At 68.3% G+C, this 15,901-nt stretch carries 16 protein-coding genes; 14 read left to right on the forward strand and 2 right to left on the reverse strand.

Features of this window, described 5'->3' with window-relative positions; translation table 11 throughout:
* Positions 1 to 25: 25 nt before the first annotated feature.
* The 10 genes from hpt to SOM10_RS14815 all read left to right on the forward strand — a co-directional run bounded on the left by hpt (position 26) and on the right by SOM10_RS14815 (position 8,678).
* A complete protein-coding gene (gene hpt, locus SOM10_RS14770; protein WP_053098725.1) occupies positions 26 to 577 on the forward strand; it encodes a hypoxanthine phosphoribosyltransferase in 552 nt (183 codons plus the stop codon).
* An 81-nt stretch (positions 578 to 658) separates the two neighbouring features.
* Entirely contained in the window at positions 659 to 2,659 is a 2,001-nt protein-coding gene (gene ftsH / locus SOM10_RS14775; protein WP_056276765.1) for an ATP-dependent zinc metalloprotease FtsH, read from the forward strand.
* Between the two features lie 3 nt (positions 2,660 to 2,662).
* Positions 2,663 to 3,262, forward strand: a complete 600-nt coding sequence (folE, locus tag SOM10_RS14780) for a GTP cyclohydrolase I (RefSeq protein WP_053098727.1) — start codon at positions 2,663 to 2,665, stop codon at positions 3,260 to 3,262.
* Positions 3,259 to 4,059 carry a dihydropteroate synthase gene (gene folP / locus SOM10_RS14785; protein ID WP_320490769.1) on the forward strand — a complete coding sequence of 267 codons (801 nt, stop codon included), beginning with the start codon at positions 3,259 to 3,261 and terminating at the stop codon, positions 4,057 to 4,059. Before folE ends, folP begins: the two co-directional genes overlap by 4 nt.
* Positions 4,060 to 4,062: 3 nt before the next feature.
* Entirely contained in the window at positions 4,063 to 4,455 is a 393-nt protein-coding gene (gene folB / locus SOM10_RS14790) for a dihydroneopterin aldolase (RefSeq protein WP_056276771.1), read from the forward strand.
* Positions 4,452 to 4,991 (forward strand): 2-amino-4-hydroxy-6-hydroxymethyldihydropteridine diphosphokinase, encoded by a 540-nt coding sequence (folK, locus tag SOM10_RS14795; RefSeq protein WP_320490770.1) that lies wholly within the window; start codon positions 4,452 to 4,454, stop codon positions 4,989 to 4,991. The genes folB and folK overlap by 4 nt, the downstream gene beginning before the upstream one ends.
* Positions 4,988 to 5,485 (forward strand): DUF3180 domain-containing protein, encoded by a 498-nt coding sequence (locus SOM10_RS14800; protein WP_053098731.1) that lies wholly within the window; start codon positions 4,988 to 4,990, stop codon positions 5,483 to 5,485. Before folK ends, SOM10_RS14800 begins: the two co-directional genes overlap by 4 nt.
* Positions 5,421 to 6,017 carry a PH domain-containing protein gene (locus SOM10_RS14805; RefSeq protein ID WP_320490772.1) on the forward strand — a complete coding sequence of 199 codons (597 nt, stop codon included), beginning with the start codon at positions 5,421 to 5,423 and terminating at the stop codon, positions 6,015 to 6,017. The genes SOM10_RS14800 and SOM10_RS14805 overlap by 65 nt, the downstream gene beginning before the upstream one ends.
* Complete coding sequence (locus SOM10_RS14810) at positions 6,014 to 7,981, forward strand: PH domain-containing protein (RefSeq protein WP_320490774.1); 1,968 nt, start codon at positions 6,014 to 6,016, stop codon at positions 7,979 to 7,981. Before SOM10_RS14805 ends, SOM10_RS14810 begins: the two co-directional genes overlap by 4 nt.
* Positions 7,974 to 8,678, forward strand: coding sequence for a DUF2520 domain-containing protein (locus tag SOM10_RS14815; protein WP_295100465.1), 705 nt, complete (start codon positions 7,974 to 7,976; stop codon positions 8,676 to 8,678). The genes SOM10_RS14810 and SOM10_RS14815 overlap by 8 nt, the downstream gene beginning before the upstream one ends.
* A gap of 2 nt (positions 8,679 to 8,680) precedes the next feature.
* Here SOM10_RS14815 and SOM10_RS14820 read toward each other — a convergent pair whose 3' ends face one another.
* On the reverse strand, positions 8,681 to 10,522 hold the full coding sequence (locus tag SOM10_RS14820; RefSeq protein WP_320490777.1) for a DUF2207 domain-containing protein: 1,842 nt from the start codon (positions 10,520 to 10,522) through the stop codon (positions 8,681 to 8,683).
* Between the two features lie 80 nt (positions 10,523 to 10,602).
* Here SOM10_RS14820 and lysS point away from each other — a divergent pair, with 80 nt between their 5' ends.
* Positions 10,603 to 12,129, forward strand: a complete 1,527-nt coding sequence (lysS, locus tag SOM10_RS14825) for a lysine--tRNA ligase (protein ID WP_053098735.1) — start codon at positions 10,603 to 10,605, stop codon at positions 12,127 to 12,129.
* Here the strand turns inward: lysS and SOM10_RS14830 are convergent.
* Positions 12,122 to 13,240, reverse strand: coding sequence for a DUF4192 family protein (locus SOM10_RS14830; RefSeq protein ID WP_320490779.1), 1,119 nt, complete (start codon positions 13,238 to 13,240; stop codon positions 12,122 to 12,124). The two genes, lysS and SOM10_RS14830, sit on opposite strands and share 8 nt — an antisense overlap.
* 120 nt (positions 13,241 to 13,360) lie before the next feature.
* Here SOM10_RS14830 and SOM10_RS14835 point away from each other — a divergent pair, with 120 nt between their 5' ends.
* The 3 genes from SOM10_RS14835 to SOM10_RS14845 all read left to right on the forward strand — a co-directional run bounded on the left by SOM10_RS14835 (position 13,361) and on the right by SOM10_RS14845 (position 15,887).
* Positions 13,361 to 13,534, forward strand: a complete 174-nt coding sequence (locus SOM10_RS14835) for a hypothetical protein (RefSeq protein WP_171821981.1) — start codon at positions 13,361 to 13,363, stop codon at positions 13,532 to 13,534.
* A gap of 100 nt (positions 13,535 to 13,634) precedes the next feature.
* On the forward strand, positions 13,635 to 15,095 hold the full coding sequence (gene cls, locus SOM10_RS14840; protein ID WP_320490781.1) for a cardiolipin synthase: 1,461 nt from the start codon (positions 13,635 to 13,637) through the stop codon (positions 15,093 to 15,095).
* Positions 15,096 to 15,146: 51 nt separating this feature from the next.
* Complete coding sequence (locus SOM10_RS14845) at positions 15,147 to 15,887, forward strand: hypothetical protein (RefSeq protein WP_320490782.1); 741 nt, start codon at positions 15,147 to 15,149, stop codon at positions 15,885 to 15,887.
* Positions 15,888 to 15,901 lie beyond the last annotated feature (14 nt).

The raw sequence follows: 15,901 nt of genomic DNA on the forward strand, positions 1-15,901 counted from the left end.
GTGATGCGTCGCCTAAAATCGATCCATGCGCGCCGCGGAGATCCAGGACGACCTTGCTCAGATCCTCGTCACAGAGGAGGAGATCATCGCGAAGCTCGATGAGCTCGCGGCCCAGGTGGCGATCGATTACGAGGGCAAGGAGATCATCCTCGTCGGCGTGCTCAAGGGCGCGGTCATGGTCATGGCCGACTTCGCCCGCGCACTTCCGTTCCACGCTCCGATGGACTGGATGGCCGTCTCGAGCTACGGTGCGAGCACCAAGTCGAGTGGTGTCGTGCAGATCCGCAAGGACCTCGATACCGACCTGAACGGCAAGCACGTGCTGATCGTCGAGGACATCATCGACTCGGGTCTGACCCTCAGCTGGCTGCTCGAGAACTTCGAGTCGCGCGGTGCGGAGTCCATCGAGGTGCTCGCCCTCCTCCGCAAGCCCGAGGCCGCGAAGGTGGTCATCGACTGCAAGTACGTCGGCTTCGACATCCCGACCGACTTCGTGGTCGGCTACGGCCTCGACTACGACGAGCGCTACCGCAACCTGCGCGATGTGGCCGTGCTGGCCCCGCACGTCTACAGCTGAGCGGACGCTCCGGCGCACCCGCTACGCCGTGGGTGAACGCACAGCGGCCACCTAGGGCGCGCGCGATACGCTGATCCGACCATGGATGTCAAGAAGCTCACGCGGAACCCGCTGATCTACGTCGCTCTGATCGGACTGCTGCTGTTCGGCGGCTTCCTGCTGATCTCGAACCTCGGCGCCCCCAAGCAGATCACGACCCAGGAGGGTCTCGAGCTGCTCGGCGGCAAGACGGTGACCGAGGTCGTCAACACCGACGGCGACCAGCGGGTCGACATGACCCTGTCCAAGGCCTTCGAGGGCGCGGACAAGGTGCAGTTCTACTACGTCGACGCCCGGGCCGAAGAAGTGGTCACGGCGATCAACGACGCCGACCCGAAGGACGGCTTCAACGATGCCGTTCCGCGTGCGACCTGGTTCGACGGCATCCTCTCCCTTCTTCTTCCTCTCGTGCTGCTCGGCCTGCTGTTCTGGTGGCTCCTGTCGTCGATGCAGGGCGGCGGCGGCAAGGTCATGCAGTTCGGCAAGTCCAAGGCCAAGCTCGTCAACAAGGAGACCCCGACCGTCACCTTCGCCGACGTCGCCGGTGCGGATGAGGCGATCGAGGAGCTCCACGAGATCAAGGAGTTCCTCCAGGACCCGGCCAAGTTCCAGGCCATCGGCGCCCGCATCCCGAAGGGCGTGCTGCTGTACGGCCCTCCCGGAACCGGAAAGACGCTGCTCGCCCGCGCGGTCGCCGGCGAGGCGGGAGCCCCGTTCTACTCGATCTCGGGTTCCGACTTCGTCGAGATGTTCGTCGGTGTCGGCGCATCGCGAGTGCGCGACCTGTTCAACGTGGCGAAGGAGAACTCTCCCGCCATCATCTTCATCGATGAGATCGACGCCGTCGGTCGTCACCGCGGTGCCGGCATGGGCGGCGGAAACGACGAGCGCGAGCAGACGCTCAACCAGATGCTCGTCGAGATGGACGGCTTCGACCCGAACGCGAACGTCATCGTGATCGCCGCGACGAACCGTCCCGACATCCTCGACCCCGCGCTGCTGCGTCCGGGCCGCTTCGACCGCCAGATCGGCGTCGACGCCCCTGACCTCCGCGGCCGCCAGAAGATCCTCGAGGTGCACAGCAAGGGCAAGCCGCTGTCGAAGAGCGTCGACCTCGAGGTCGTCGCCCGCAAGACTCCCGGATTCACGGGTGCCGATCTCGCGAACGTCCTCAATGAGGCCGCGCTGCTGACCGCCCGCTCGAACGCGCAGCTGGTCGACAACCGCGCGCTCGACGAGGCCATCGACCGTGTGATCGCCGGCCCTCAGCGTCGCACCCGCGTGATGAAGGACAAGGAGAAGCTCATCACCGCGTATCACGAGGGCGGTCACGCTCTCGCAGCTGCGGCGATGAACTACACCGACCCCGTGACGAAGATCACGATCCTGCCTCGCGGCAAGGCCCTCGGCTACACGATGGTGCTGCCGCTCGACGACAAGTACTCCGTCACGCGCAACGAGCTGCAGGATCAGCTCACGTACGCGATGGGTGGCCGCGTCGCCGAGGAGATCATCTTCCACGACCCGACCACCGGTGCCTCGAACGACATCGAGAAGGCGACCTCGATCGCCCGCAAGATGGTCATCGAGTACGGCATGACCACCCAGGTGGGTCCGGTCAAGCTCGGTTCCGAGGGTGGCGACATGTTCGTCGCGCGCGACATGGGCCGTGGCCGCGAGTACTCCGAGAAGGTCGCGGAGCGGGTGGATGCCGAGGTGCGCGCACTCATCGAGCAGGCGCACAACGAGGCGTACGAGGTCATCAGCGCCAACCGCGACATCCTCGACAGGCTCGCTCTGGCCCTCCTCGAGGAGGAGACGCTGGACCACAATCAGATCGCCGAGATCTTCACCGAGGTGAAGAAGCTCCCCGAACGTCCGCTGTGGCTCTCGAGCGAAGACCGCCCCGTCTCGGAGCGTCCCCCGATCGAGGTCCCGAAGAAGGACGTCTCGCTGGCTGCTTCGATCCAGGCGCCGGCGTCGGCTCCGCGCACACAGCCAGGATCGGCGGGAGCCGGTCAGGCTCGACCAGCGACGGCCTGACCCGTGTCTGTCGACCGCGCGCGTGTCGAGCGACTCACCAGGGAACTGCTCGAGGCGATCGGCGAAGACCCTGACCGTCCCGGGCTGAAGCAGACGCCGACGCGGATGGGCGATCTGTATGCGGAGTTCTTCGCCGGGGTCGGCGAAGACCCCGCAGCGCCTCTCGCGCACACGATCAGCGTCGCCCGGGGTCCCGCACCCGACACGCTCCCCTCGGGTGCCGTGCTGCTGCGGGACATCCGATTCCGGTCGGTGTGCGAGCACCACCTGCTGCCGTTCGCGGGGCGCGCGCACATCGCCTACCTTCCGGGCGAGCAGGTGGTCGGGCTGGGTGCGCTCGTGCGCGTCGTCGAGATCCTCGCCACCCGCCCCCAGGTGCAGGAACGACTCGGCGAGCAGATCGCCGACACCATCGCGGAGCACCTCGACACCCGCGGAGTGCTCGTCGTGCTGGATGCCAGCCACGGCTGTGTGACGATGCGCGGAGGACGGCAGCCGGAGGCGTCCACGCTGACCATCGCCGCCCGCGGCGAGTACACGGACCCGATCGCGAGGGCGGAGCTCATCGCGCTGATCGGCGCCCCGAGCGCGGGGCACGCATGACGGGGATCTGGGGGATCGTCAACGTCACGCCCGACTCGTTCAGCGACGGCGGTCGGTATCTCGACGTGGATCGGGCCGTCGAACACGGCCTGCGGCTGCGGACCGAGGGAGCCACCGTGCTCGACGTCGGCGGCGAGTCGACGAGGCCGGGAGCCAAGCGCGTGGGGGCGGAGATCGAGCAGGAGCGCGTGCTCCCCGTGATCGAGCGACTCGTCGCTGAGGGCGCGCCTGTGAGCATCGACACCATCAACGCGTCGACTGCGGCGGCGGCCGTCCGAGCGGGCGCTCGGATCGTCAACGACGTCTCCGGCGGGCTCGCCGACCCCGACATGCTGGCTGCCGTCGCCGAGTCCGGCGCGGACTATGCGATCGGCCACTGGCGTGGTTTCTCCGCTGACATGTACGAGCACGCCGAGTATCGTCGTGCCGCCCGCGAGGTCGCGGGAGAGCTGCGCGAGCGCATGGGCGAGGCCGCGGCTGCGGGAATCGCGCCGTCGCGCCTGATCGTCGACCCGGGGATCGGATTCTCGAAGAAGGGCGGCCAGAACTGGGGCGTCCTCCGCGGCCTCGACGAGATCGTCGCGCTGGGGCCACGCGTGCTCGTGGGCACCTCCCGGAAGAGGTTCCTCGCGGAGACCATCGGCGCCGACCCTGCGGCGGTGTCCGAGGCGCGTCGCGACCTCGCGACAGCGGTCACGAGCGCCCTCGCCGCCCGCGCCGGAGTCTGGGCCGTCAGAGTCCACGACGTCGGTGCCACCCGCGATGCTCTGGCCATCGTGCATGCCTGGGAGGGATGAACCATGGATGTCCTCGACGAGATCGTCCTCACCGGACTGACCGTGTTCGGTCGGCACGGCGTGTACGACCACGAGCGGGAGAACGGTCAGGAGTTCACGATCGATCTGCGCCTTCGGATGCCGCTGGACGATGCGGCGTCATCGGACGACGTGGCCGACACGGTGCACTACGGAGAGCTCGCCGAGAGAGTCGCAGAGGTCGTCGCGGGCGAGCCGGTGAACCTCATCGAGACGCTCGCCGATCGCATCGCGGCTGTCGCGCTCGCCGACGCCCGGGTGCACTCCGTCACCGTCACGGTGCACAAGCCGCATGCTCCGATCGCCCTGACCTTCTCGGACGTCGCCGTCACCGTGCACCGGGCGCGACAGCAGTTCGCCGAGGAGGAGTCGCGATGAGTCGCAATCTGGCGAACCCGCCGAGTCTCCCCGGCCCGCGACCCGGGCGCGAGGATGCCGTCGCGGTCGTCGCCTTCGGCGCGAATCTCGGTGATCGCGAAGGCACGATCCGCGCCGCCGCCGAGCGCATCTCGCGACTGCCGCTGGTCAGAGACGTGCGGTTGTCCTCGTTGATCGAAACCGTCGCGCTGCGGCTCGACGGGCCGGATCCCGACGCCCCGGGGTATGTGAACGCGGTCGCCCTGGTCACCACCCGCCTCGCTCCGTCGATCCTGCTCGGCATGCTGCACGCGATCGAAGACGAGCACGGCCGCGAGCGCCTGGAGAGATGGGGCGATCGGACACTCGACCTCGACCTGATCGCCTACGGTGACGAGTCGGCGGAGGGTGACGGACTGCAGCTGCCGCATCCCCGTGCGTTCGAGAGGTTGTTCGTCCTCGAGCCGTGGCTCGAACTCGATCGCGACGCAGTGCTTCCCGGTGCGGGTCGGGTCGCCGACCTCGTCGCGGATCTGCGACGCCGGGAGCAGCGATGAAGCGCACCTCGATCGGACTCCTCGTGCTCCTCGCCGTGCTCGCCGCCGGCGGGGGCTTCGTCCTCGACCACATGCTGACGGCGATGGGCCGCACGACCTTCACGCCGTCGTTGCTGCTGCCCGTGCTGCTCCTGCTCATCGGCGCAGCCTCGCTGGGCGTCGCCTGGCCCGTGCGCGCGAGTGTTCGCAACGGCGTCCGCATCGATCCGTTCCGTGCGACGCGCGCGGTGACGCTGGCCCGCGCGTCCAGTCTCGTCGGGGCGATCATGGCGGGGTTCGGAGCGGGCCTCTTGGCGTTCCTCCTCTCCCGGCCGATCGATCCCCCGGTAGGGTCGACTGTGGCGATGCTGGCACTGATCGGAAGCGCGGTCGTGCTGGCCGTCGCCGCGCTCATCGCCGAACAGTTCTGCATACTTCCGAAGGATCCTGATGACTCAGAACCCAGAGATCGAGCCGGGGATCCCGGCCCCGCTGAACTCGGCGGAGGTCACTGACCGCGCGGCCCTCGACCAGGGCACGTACTCGCAGCTGCGCACCGCGCGCAGCGAGGCGAGACTCGAGCTCGACGGGACCTGGCATCAGATCTCCCCTCGCTACGTGGTCTCGCAGAACGTGCAGAACCTGATCTTCATCGCCGTCGTCCTCGCGGTCGCGGCGGTTCTCGCGCTCGTGCTGCATCAGACCTGGGCGTGGATCCCGGCGGGTGTCGTCGTGCTCATCACGCTGATCACCATGGTCATCCTGCCGAGGCAGGCGAGGGCCATCGGATACATGCTCCGCGAAGACGACATCGTCTTCCGCAAGGGCATCCTCTGGCAGCGCATGATCGCCGTGCCCTACGGACGTATGCAGCTCGTCGACATCACCCAGGGGCCGCTGGATCGCGCGTTCGGCATCTCCCAGCTGAAGATGGTCACCGCCGCCGCGACGACCGGAGTGCAGATCCCCGGTCTCACCCAGACGGCGGCAGAAGCGCTGCGGGACACCCTGATCGAGGTCGCCGAGACTCGCCGGACGGGCCTGTGAGCGAGCACCAGCCGCCGGCACCGACGGGAGAGCGGCCCAGCGCGGCCACCGGGCGCGAGACCCTCGCCGACGGCGAGTGGCATCGGATGCATCCGCTCACCCCGCTCTTCAAGGGCGGGCTGGCCCTGATCATCATCGCGGGCATCGCGATCGCCAACCTTCGCGACCGTCTGATCGCCTGGTTCGTCGACCTCTTCACCCCCGAAGAGGCGCAGTACGACTACAGCGGCGGGGATCCCGTCGACTGGGTGCTGCAGAACAACCTCATCGTCATCGTGCTGCTCAGCGTGCTCGGACTGGTCGTCGTCCTCGTCCTCATCTTCTGGTTCGTCTGGCGCTTCCAGCAGTTCCGGATCACGGGGGACCACGTCGAGGTCCGCAAGGGCATCGTCTTCCGCTCGCACCGTCGCGCTCCGCTCGACCGGGTGCAGGGCGTCAACCTCACCCGTCCGTTCCCCGCCCGCATCATCGGACTCGCGAAGCTCGAGGTCGTCGGTGCCGGCACCGATTCCAACGTCGAGCTCGAGTACCTCGCGACTCCGCGCGCAGAGGCGGTGCGCACCGACATCCTGCGCCTCGCCTCGGGTGCGCGCGCAGCCAGACTCACAGCTGCGGACGCCGCGGCCGGCGTGCGCTCCTCTGACGCCGCAGGCTCGGGGACGGTCGCGCCCGGTTCGGCACGGGCACAGCTCGTCGGATCGATGAACGCCGGCGTCAACGATCTGATCAGCGGCGTCGACCTCGCCGACGTCGAGCCCGAGAGTGTGGTGAAGATCCCGACGGGGCGTCTCGTCGGCTCCCAGCTCATCTCGAGCGTCCTCTGGCTCATCTTCTTCGGGATCATCTTCGGGGTCGCGGTCGGCGGCGTCGCGATCGGCTCGCTGATCGACGGAGACCCCATCGGCGGGTTCCTCGGTCTCGGGATCACGCTGGGCATCGCGATCCCCATGATCATCGCGATCGTCGGAATCACCTGGGCGCAGATCTCGAAGTCGCTGCGCTACTCGATCGCCCCGACGCCCGACGGCGTGCGGATCACGTACGGTCTGCTGACGACCGTGACCGAGACGCTGCCGCCTGGACGCATCTTCGCCGTGGAGGTCACGCAGTCGCTGCTGTGGCGGCCGTTCGGCTGGTGGACCATCAGGATCAACCGCATGAGCGGCAAGAGCGCCGCTCAGCAGTCGTCAGGTTCGGCGCAGCAGTTCAGCGTCGTGCTGCCGGTCGGCAAGCGCGCCGATGTCGAACGCGTGCTCGCGCTGATCCTTCCCGATGCTCCGGTCGCCGACATCCCGCTCGTGTGGGAGCACGGCATTCTCGGGCCGGTCGAGGGCGACCCGTACCGGACGATGCCTCGGCGCGCATGGTGGCGCAGGCCCGTGTCGTGGAAGCGTCACGGCTTCGCGTTGACCGAGTTCGGACTCCTGCTCCGGCGTGGCATCGTCTGGCGCAAGCTGGCGATCTTCCCGCTCGCCCGGCTGCAGGGAGTGTCGCTCTCGCAGGGGCCGATCGACCGTGCGCAGCGTGTGTCCGGTGCGCAGGTGCACTCCGTGCAGGGGCTCATCACGGGCTATCTGTCGGGTCTCGAACGCGATGACGCGCTGTACCTGCTCGACAGGGTGAGCTCGGCAGCGGTCGCCGCCGCCGCGCGCGATCACACCCACCGGTGGGGCGAATACGTGACGGATGCCGAGGGAGCGCAGGTTCCCGGATACCCGGTCCCCGGCGCGGATGCCGCTGCAGGCGTCTCCGGGGCCCCGCTGCCTCCTCCGGCTCCGCCTGTCGTGCAGCCGGCTCCGCCTGTCGTGCAGCCGGCTCCGCCTGTCGTGCCTCCGGCTCCGCCTGTCGTGCCTCCGGCTCCGCCTGTCGTGCCTCCGGCTCCGCCTGTCGCGCCGCCCGCTCCGCCTGTCGCTCCGCCCGTGCCTCCGGCCCCGCCCGCAGCGCCGGCTCCGAACGGTGAGTGATCCGACGCGCCGCGACGGGCGCCTCGGAGTCGGCATCATCGGCGCGGGACGAGTGGGGCCGGTCATCGGCGCGGCTCTCGCCGGAGCAGGACACGCGATCATCGGCATCACGAGCGGCTCTGACGACGACCGTGCGTCAGCGGTGCTGCCGGACGTCCCGATCCTCGATGCGCTGGAGGTCGTGCGTCGCAGCGAGCTGGTCGTGGTGGCCGTTCCTCACGATCAGCTGGCGGGCCTGATCGCGGGCATCGCCGAGGTCGGAGGCTGGCAGCTCGGCCAGCTCGTGCTGCATACGGACCCCGGTCACGGCATCGAGGTGCTGCGACCGGCGGCCTCGAGCGGTGCGATCCCGCTCGCCGTGCATCCGGCGATCGCCTTCACGGGCACATCGATCGATCTGCGTCAGCTGCAGGCGAGCTATGCGGCGGTCACCGCTCCGGCGGCGGTGCTTCCCATCGCGCAGGCTCTGGCAGTCGAGATGGGATGCGAGCCGGTCGTGATCTCGGAGGCGGATCGGGAGGCCTACGCCGACGCGATCCAGACCGTCACCGAGTTCTCACGCTCGATCATCGCGCAGTCCACCTCGCGCCTCGGTGAACTCGGCGTCGAGAACCCGGGGGGATACCTCTCCGCCCTGGTGCAGTCGACGGTCGAACGGGCGCTCCGCGATGCGTCAGGGCCGCCCCCTCTGCTCTGACGTCAGCGACCGCCCGAGAAGCCGCCTCCACCGCCTCCGCCGGAGAAGCCGCCGCCGAACGATCCGCCTGCGCTCGACGACGAGCTCGCACTCGGTGCCGCGTACGTCGCGGACGCGTGCGACGTCGCAGCGAACGCCACGAGCTGACCGCGGACGAAGGGCGCGCTGGGATCCCCGATCCACGACGCGCCTCGTTGCTCGTAGGCGTACACCTGCTCGAGAATGGCGCCCCATTCGTTCTCCATGCCGAACAGCATCGCGTAGGGGAGCAGGCGCTCGTAGACGACGATCACGTTCGCGCTGCCGTCCTGTCGCCTCTCGGCGCCCGTGTACGACTGGAGCATCCGGAGTCGGTCGGCTTCGGCGACGCGGATGAACTCCCTGACGCCCATGAGGTATTCGTACAGTCGGGCGCCTTCGGCGGTGAGGACGGTGTGCTTCGAGAAGCCGTAGAAGGAGGACAGGAGAACGAGGAAGACACCGAACGCGATCGCGACGAACGCAGGAATCGCTGTGACACGTCCGCCGATGATCCCCCAGAGGCCGAGGGCGAAGCCTGCGAGCACGACGCCGATCGCACACCACTGCAGGATCATCGCGCCCCTGCTGCGCGCCTTGGTGGTGAGGCCGCGTGACACCGCTGCATCGATGCCGCTCTGCGACAGCGTCTTCATGCGGGCCGCGAAGTCCTCGCTCGAACTCGGAACCTCGGCGACTCCTGCGGCGTCGGCGCCGACGAAGAGCGCATCCAGTGCCTGGGCGTCGAGCTCGTCAGGAATCCTCCCACCCGGAAGGCGTCGCAGCCGTGGCTGCTCGACGTCGGTGCCCTCCTCGATGCGCAGCAGGCCGCGTACCGCGAGGTGGATGATCTCTGCGGGGATCGGGTCTTTGGCGCCGGGCACGATCCCGGCGGCCAGCAGTGGCGGCAGCGAATCCGGCACGTCGTACTGCGCGACGATGATGCCGCTGGATGTGCGTCGCTTCTTCTTGAACGCCGACACGGCGATCCAGCTTCCGACCGAGAGCCCGAGCCCGCCCAGTGCCGCGATCGCGGGCACGGTGTCGGTCACGGGATCGGGCTGCCGCGCCGACGGCTGCACAGCGGTGCCGGGGTCGAATCCGACGGCGACCGTGATCCCCTCGCCGGGGGAGAGCTCTTTCGCCTCGACAGCGAACTGCGCGCCGTCGGGCGACGCGACGAGGTCGCACTCGTTCGTCGATCCCTGGTAGCCGGTGTAGCAGCGGGCGTTTCCGGTCATCCGCTCCGTCATCGTCTCGTCGAACACGATCTCCGCACGGAAGTCCTCGACGGGCTGCGTGCTGTCGAGAGGAAGGAGGTCCCAGTAGAACTCGTCGACTCCGGAGTCTGCCGCCAGGATCACGTCGCGCATCTCGTATTCGATCACGTAGGTCGTGAGTCCGCGCACGTAGTCGTCGTCGCCGGTGAGCACCAGCAGCAGCCCGTCCTCCTGCTCGGTCTCGTAGGGCACGTCGGCCCCGGTCTCGTAGGTCACCGACAGCACTCGCACATCGAGCCACGCGTTCTCGTAGCTCGTCGGAAGGCCGCGGACGATCCCCTTGTTCTGATCGACCTCGGGGAATCGAGCCGTGAGGGACTCGGTGACGTGCATGTGCGAGCGGCCGTCGTCGTCGAGACCCACCTCGTACCGTGCATCCCACGATGCGTAGGAGAAGTCGTCCACGTCGGCGCGGATCGCGGTCGAGGCGCCGGCGGCGGGTGCGGGTCCCGCTGCTGCTGCAGCTGCCGGTGTCGTGGGCACGAGCAGTGCAGCGGCGGTGAGACCGATCGTGACGAGCGTGCGGGCGAGTCTGGTGGCTGCCATGCTTCGAGGCTACCCAGACTCGACCGCAGGGTGAGGGGTCGGACCTCGGTAAACTGGACACGACTTTCAAGGAGCCCCGAATGACTGACGCGTCTGCCGCGCCCGAGACGACCACCGCCGCAACCGAAGAAGACGTCCACGAGCAGAAGGCCGTGCGCCTGGCGAAGCGCGAGCGTCTGGTCGCGAACCGCGCGGATGCCGGCGGGGGAGCGTTCCCTGTCAGCGTGCCGGTGACTCACCAGATCCCGGCGCTGCGCGCCGAGTACGGCGAGCTCGAGGCGGGTGCCGAGACGGGCGTCGTCGTCGGAGTCGCAGGTCGTGTGGTGTTCAGTCGCAATACGGGCAAGCTGTGCTTCGCGACTCTGCAGGCCGGCGACGGCTCGCGGATCCAGGCGATGATCTCGCTCGCGAACGTCGGGGAGCAGTCGCTCGCCGATTGGAAGGAGTACGTCGACCTCGGGGATCACGTCTTCGTGCACGGCGAGGTGATCTCCAGCCGCCGCGGCGAGCTGTCGATCATGGCCGACGGGTGGGCGATCGCCTCGAAGGCGATCCTGCCGCTGCCGAATGCGTACTCGGAGCTCAGCGAAGAGGGCCGGGTCCGCAGCCGCTACCTCGACCTGATCGTCCGCGAACAGGCGCGCACGACGGTCCGCGCTCGTGCGGCGGTGAACGCGAGCCTCCGAGCGACGTTCGGCAGCCACGACTACCTCGAGGTCGAGACCCCGATGCTGCAGGTGCAGCACGGTGGAGCATCCGCTCGCCCGTTCGTCACCCATTCGAACGCATTCGACACGGAGCTCTACTTGCGGATCGCGCCCGAGCTGTACCTGAAGCGTGCCGTGGTCGGCGGCATCGAGCGGGTGTACGAGATCAACCGCAACTTCCGCAACGAGGGCGCAGACTCGACCCACAGCCCCGAGTTCGCGATGCTCGAGGCCTATCAGGCCTATGGCGACTACAACCAGATGGCCGCGCTGACGCAGGAGCTGGTGCAGCAGGCGGCGATCGCGGTCGCCGGTTCGACCACGGTCACCTGGGCGGACGGCACCGAATACGACCTCGGTGGCGAATGGGATCGCATCTCGATGTACGAGTCGCTGTCGGCGGCATCCGGTCGCACGATCACCCCGAGCGATCCGGTCGAGGACCTGATCGCCTTCGCCGAGGCGAACGGCGTGGACCTGCCCGCTCAGGCCACGCACGGCAAGCTCGTCGAAGAGCTGTGGGAGCACTTCGTGAAGGGCGACCTCGTGCGCCCGACCTTCGTCATGGACTTCCCCGTCGACACCTCGCCCCTCGTTCGCGAGCACCGCTCGATCGAGGGCGTCGTGGAGAAGTGGGATCTGTACATCCGCGGGTTCGAGCTGGCGACCGGATACTCCGAGCTCGTCGACCCCGTCATCCAGCGCGAGCGCTTCGTCGAGCAGGCGAAGCTCGCCGCCCGCGGTGACGTCGAGGCGATGCCGGTTGATGAGGAGTTCCTGCGGGCGCTCGAGCACGGCATGCCGCCGTCCGGCGGCATGGGCATGGGCATCGATCGCCTGCTGATGGCGATCACCGGGCTCGGCATCCGCGAGACCATCCTCTTCCCCCTCGTCAAATAACGGGCGTCGCGCCGCGGCTGAACGCCCACTCCGGCAGCATCGCCGCGTCGATCATCGACGCGAGCAGCGCGGCAAGACCGTACTCGGGATCGATCGCCCGCACGAGATCGAGGTACTGCGCGGCATGGCTCGAGCGGCCGAGTGCCCACGAGAGCCATGCCGCAGCGGTGAGCGGAGCGGGTCTCGCCGCAGGCGGGGCGAGAGCGGCAGCCGTGCGGACGAGTGAGAGGGCGACTGCGAGTCGCTGCGGATCAGGAGTGGGTCCCCGGCCGAGGAAGACATCGCCCAGGTCGTCGGGCACCCTGGTCGTCGCGCCCGCGAAGTCGAGCTGCGCCTGGAGCGTGCGCTCGCCGCCGCGCGCATCGGTCGCCCATTGGGTCAGCGCGACGTCTCGGAAGAGCGGGCGATCGAGGCACCAGAGGAGGGCCGCGGTGGCGAACGGCGGCAGATCGTCCGGGGATGCCAGAACGGACTCGAAGAAGGCCGGGATGTCCTCGAGGAGCACGAGCGCCGCGATCGCCTGAGGGGTCTCCGTGCCCGTCGCCCCAGGGGTGCCGCCTCGTTCGAGGAGACCGCCGACGTCACGCAGTGCGCGCCCCACCCGCTCCTTGTCGGCGAAGCCGACCGCAGGAAGAGCAGCACCGGACAGCTGGTCCCCGGAGACGTCACCGACGCCCGGCACCTCGGGTGCGAGGCGGTCGAGACGGCGGACCTGCGGATCGCCATCGAGGTAGCTCGACCACCCGTCAGGGGTCACGCAGAGCGCGTCGACGATACGCAGTCCGGCGTCCTCCGCCCGACCCAGCACTTCATCGACCTCGACGGCGAAGGGGAGCACCAGCCCGTCGCGTGTGCGCTGCACGGTGTCATCCGTATAGACCACGAGGGCGACCGCATCCGTCCGCTCGACTCGCGAGACGAGGCCGACCGCGGCATCCGCGTAGTCGGCGAGGTCGTCGTGGCTGCGGGGGAGGTCGAGTCGCATCGCGCCGTACGTGCGGGTGCCACGGAACGGCAGCAGGACGAGGCTCTCAGTCGGGGTGAAGCCTGCGAGAGAGGGGACGATGCTGAGGAACTCAGCGGAGCCGGAAGCGCGGAGCAGTGTTGTCATCCGGCGAGTCTCATCGCACGAGCACGCTCGCGGTCGGTCTCCACAGCGCCGATGGCCTATCCCCCTTCTGCGCCCGAGTGTGGAGGAGCAGTGGGGTAGTGAGTCGCGTACCATGGAGCCATGGAGAACTTCTGGCTCGCAGCCGCATGGTCGCTCATCCCGACCATCGGGGTGAGCGTCGTGTTCTTCTTCGTGCTCCGCGGAATCCTGCGGTTCGATCGCACCGAACGCAAGGTGCACGCACGGATCGAAGCCGAGGAGCGGGCCGCACGCGGTCTGCCGCCGCGCTCCTGAGCGGCGTCGGTACCATCGGCTACTGTGTAGCCAGCGCACCGTCATCGGTGCCCACTGAAGCGCCCGGCGTCGAAGTGCCGAGCGGCCGAGAGGACGAGGGATGACGCCCGAGATCTGGGCTTGGTGGACCGCGGCGTTCCTGATCGCCCTCGACCTGACCATCCGCATCACGGCGATCATCATCATCCCGCGCAACCGGCGTCCCACGGCGGCGATGGCCTGGCTGCTCGCGGTCTTCTTCATCCCGTTCGTCGGCGTGTTCCTCTTCCTGCTCATCGGAAATCCACGGCTGCCGCGAGCGCGGCGTCGCAAGCAGGATCAGATCAACGAGTACATCGCCGAGACGAGCGAGCACCTGCACTTCGGCACCCTGCGCCCGAATGCGCCGAGCTGGTTTCCCCCGCTCGTCGAGATGAACCACCGTCTCGGAGCGCTGCCGATCTCCGGCGACAACGGCGCGCATCTGATCGCGGACTATCAGGACTCGCTCGACGCGATGGCCGACGAGATCCGCAAGGCCCAGGACTACGTCCACATCGAGTTCTACATCCTCCAGTCCGATGCGTCGACGGACAACTTCTTCCGCGCGATGGAAGAGGTGGCAGAACGCGGCGTGCATGTCCGCGTGCTGCTGGACCACTGGGCGAACAGGTGGAAGCCGAAGTACCGGAAGACCGTCGCCAGGCTCAATCGGATGGGCGCGAACTGGCACCTGATGCTGCCGGTGCAGCCGCTGAAGGGACGCATGCAGCGGCCCGACCTGCGCAACCACCGCAAGCTCCTCGTGGTCGACGGCAAGGTCGCGTTCCTCGGCTCCCAGAACGTCACCGACTCGACCTACAACCTTCCCAAGAACATCAAGCGGGGTCTGCACTGGGTCGACCTCATGGTCCGCATCGACGGGCCCGTCGTGCTGAGCGTGAACGCCATCTTCCTCAGCGACTGGTACAGCGAGACCGACGAGGTTCTGCAGGAGATCGACATCTCGCACGCCGAGGCCGGCTCGGGCGACCTGGACTGCCAGGTCGTGCCGTCGGGGCCGGGGTTCGAGGTCGAGAACAACCTGCGTCTGTTCCTCGGGCTGCTCTACGCGGCCAAAGAGAAGATCATGATCGTCAGCCCGTACTTCGTGCCGGATGAAGCGCTGCTGCTCGCGGTCACCGCAGCGGTCGACCGGGGAGTCGCGGTCGAGCTGTTCGTCTCCGAAGAGGGCGACCAGGCGATGGTGTACCACGCCCAGCGCAGCTACTACGAGGCGCTGCTGAAGGCCGGGGTGCGGATCTGGATGTATCGCAAGCCGTACATCCTGCACACGAAGAGCCTGACCGTCGACGACCAGGTCGCCGTGATCGGCTCGAGCAATATGGACATGCGCTCATTCGGTCTGAACCTCGAGGTGTCGATGCTCGTCCGCGGCGAGGAGTTCGTCCTCGAGATGCGCGCGGTCGAAGACGTCTACCGCTCGCTCAGCCGGGAGCTCACTCTCGAGGAGTGGATGCAGCAGCCGCTCCGGTCGACAGTCCTCGACAACCTCGCCCGTCTCACCTCTGCGCTGCAATAGGGCGCCGATAGGGGGGTGCTTTCGGCAGACCGCGGCCGGTACCCTGTGTGCATGGCTTCCCCGTCGCGTGTCGTCGCCGCTCTCTCGTCCCTGGCCGCTCTGCTGCTGATCGCGGGGTGCACGATCGGCCCCGGGGCCACAGGATCGCAGGCGACCTCGAACCCCTCGAGCGGGCCCGGGCAGAGCACCGACGATTCGGACGACGTCGAAGGCACGCTGCTCGACGACGGCCGCATGTTCGCCGTGGTGACATGGGGCTCCTCGACGTGCGTTCCCCAGGTCGACGCGGTGACGGCCGAGGGGCAGACGGTATCGGTGACGCTGGTCGAGCCGGAGTCAGAGACGGACGGCGAGAAGGCGTGCACCGCTGACCTGGCCTCCCGCGCGAGCGTCGGCGCACTGCCCGAGGGAGTCGACCCGACGAAGGAGATCACTCTGCAGGTGACGTACGGCGACATGGTCGACGACGTCGAGCTCGACGGCGACCCGTCGTTCACCGGCACCCCCGGCTCATCGACCGAGTACACGCCGAGTGCCGGGTGGTTCGATGACGGCTCGCTGGTGCTGCTCACGTGGGGCTCCTCAGGCTGCCCCCCGGTGGTCGAGAGCGTCGAGGGATCTGGTGCATCGGGCACCGCGACCTTCACGACCGACGACGACCAGGTGTGCACCATGGACATGGCACCGCGCGCGACGATCCTGGAATTCGGCGAGGACACCGTCGATGATGACGCCTTCACCCTCACGCTCGTCGGCGGGAACCTCGACGGCACGGTCGAGGTGCGCAGCTGACGCCGTAAGAAGTG

The organism is Microbacterium sp. CFBP9023 (genome assembly GCF_034045055.1).
Lineage (GTDB): Bacteria > Actinomycetota > Actinomycetes > Actinomycetales > Microbacteriaceae > Microbacterium.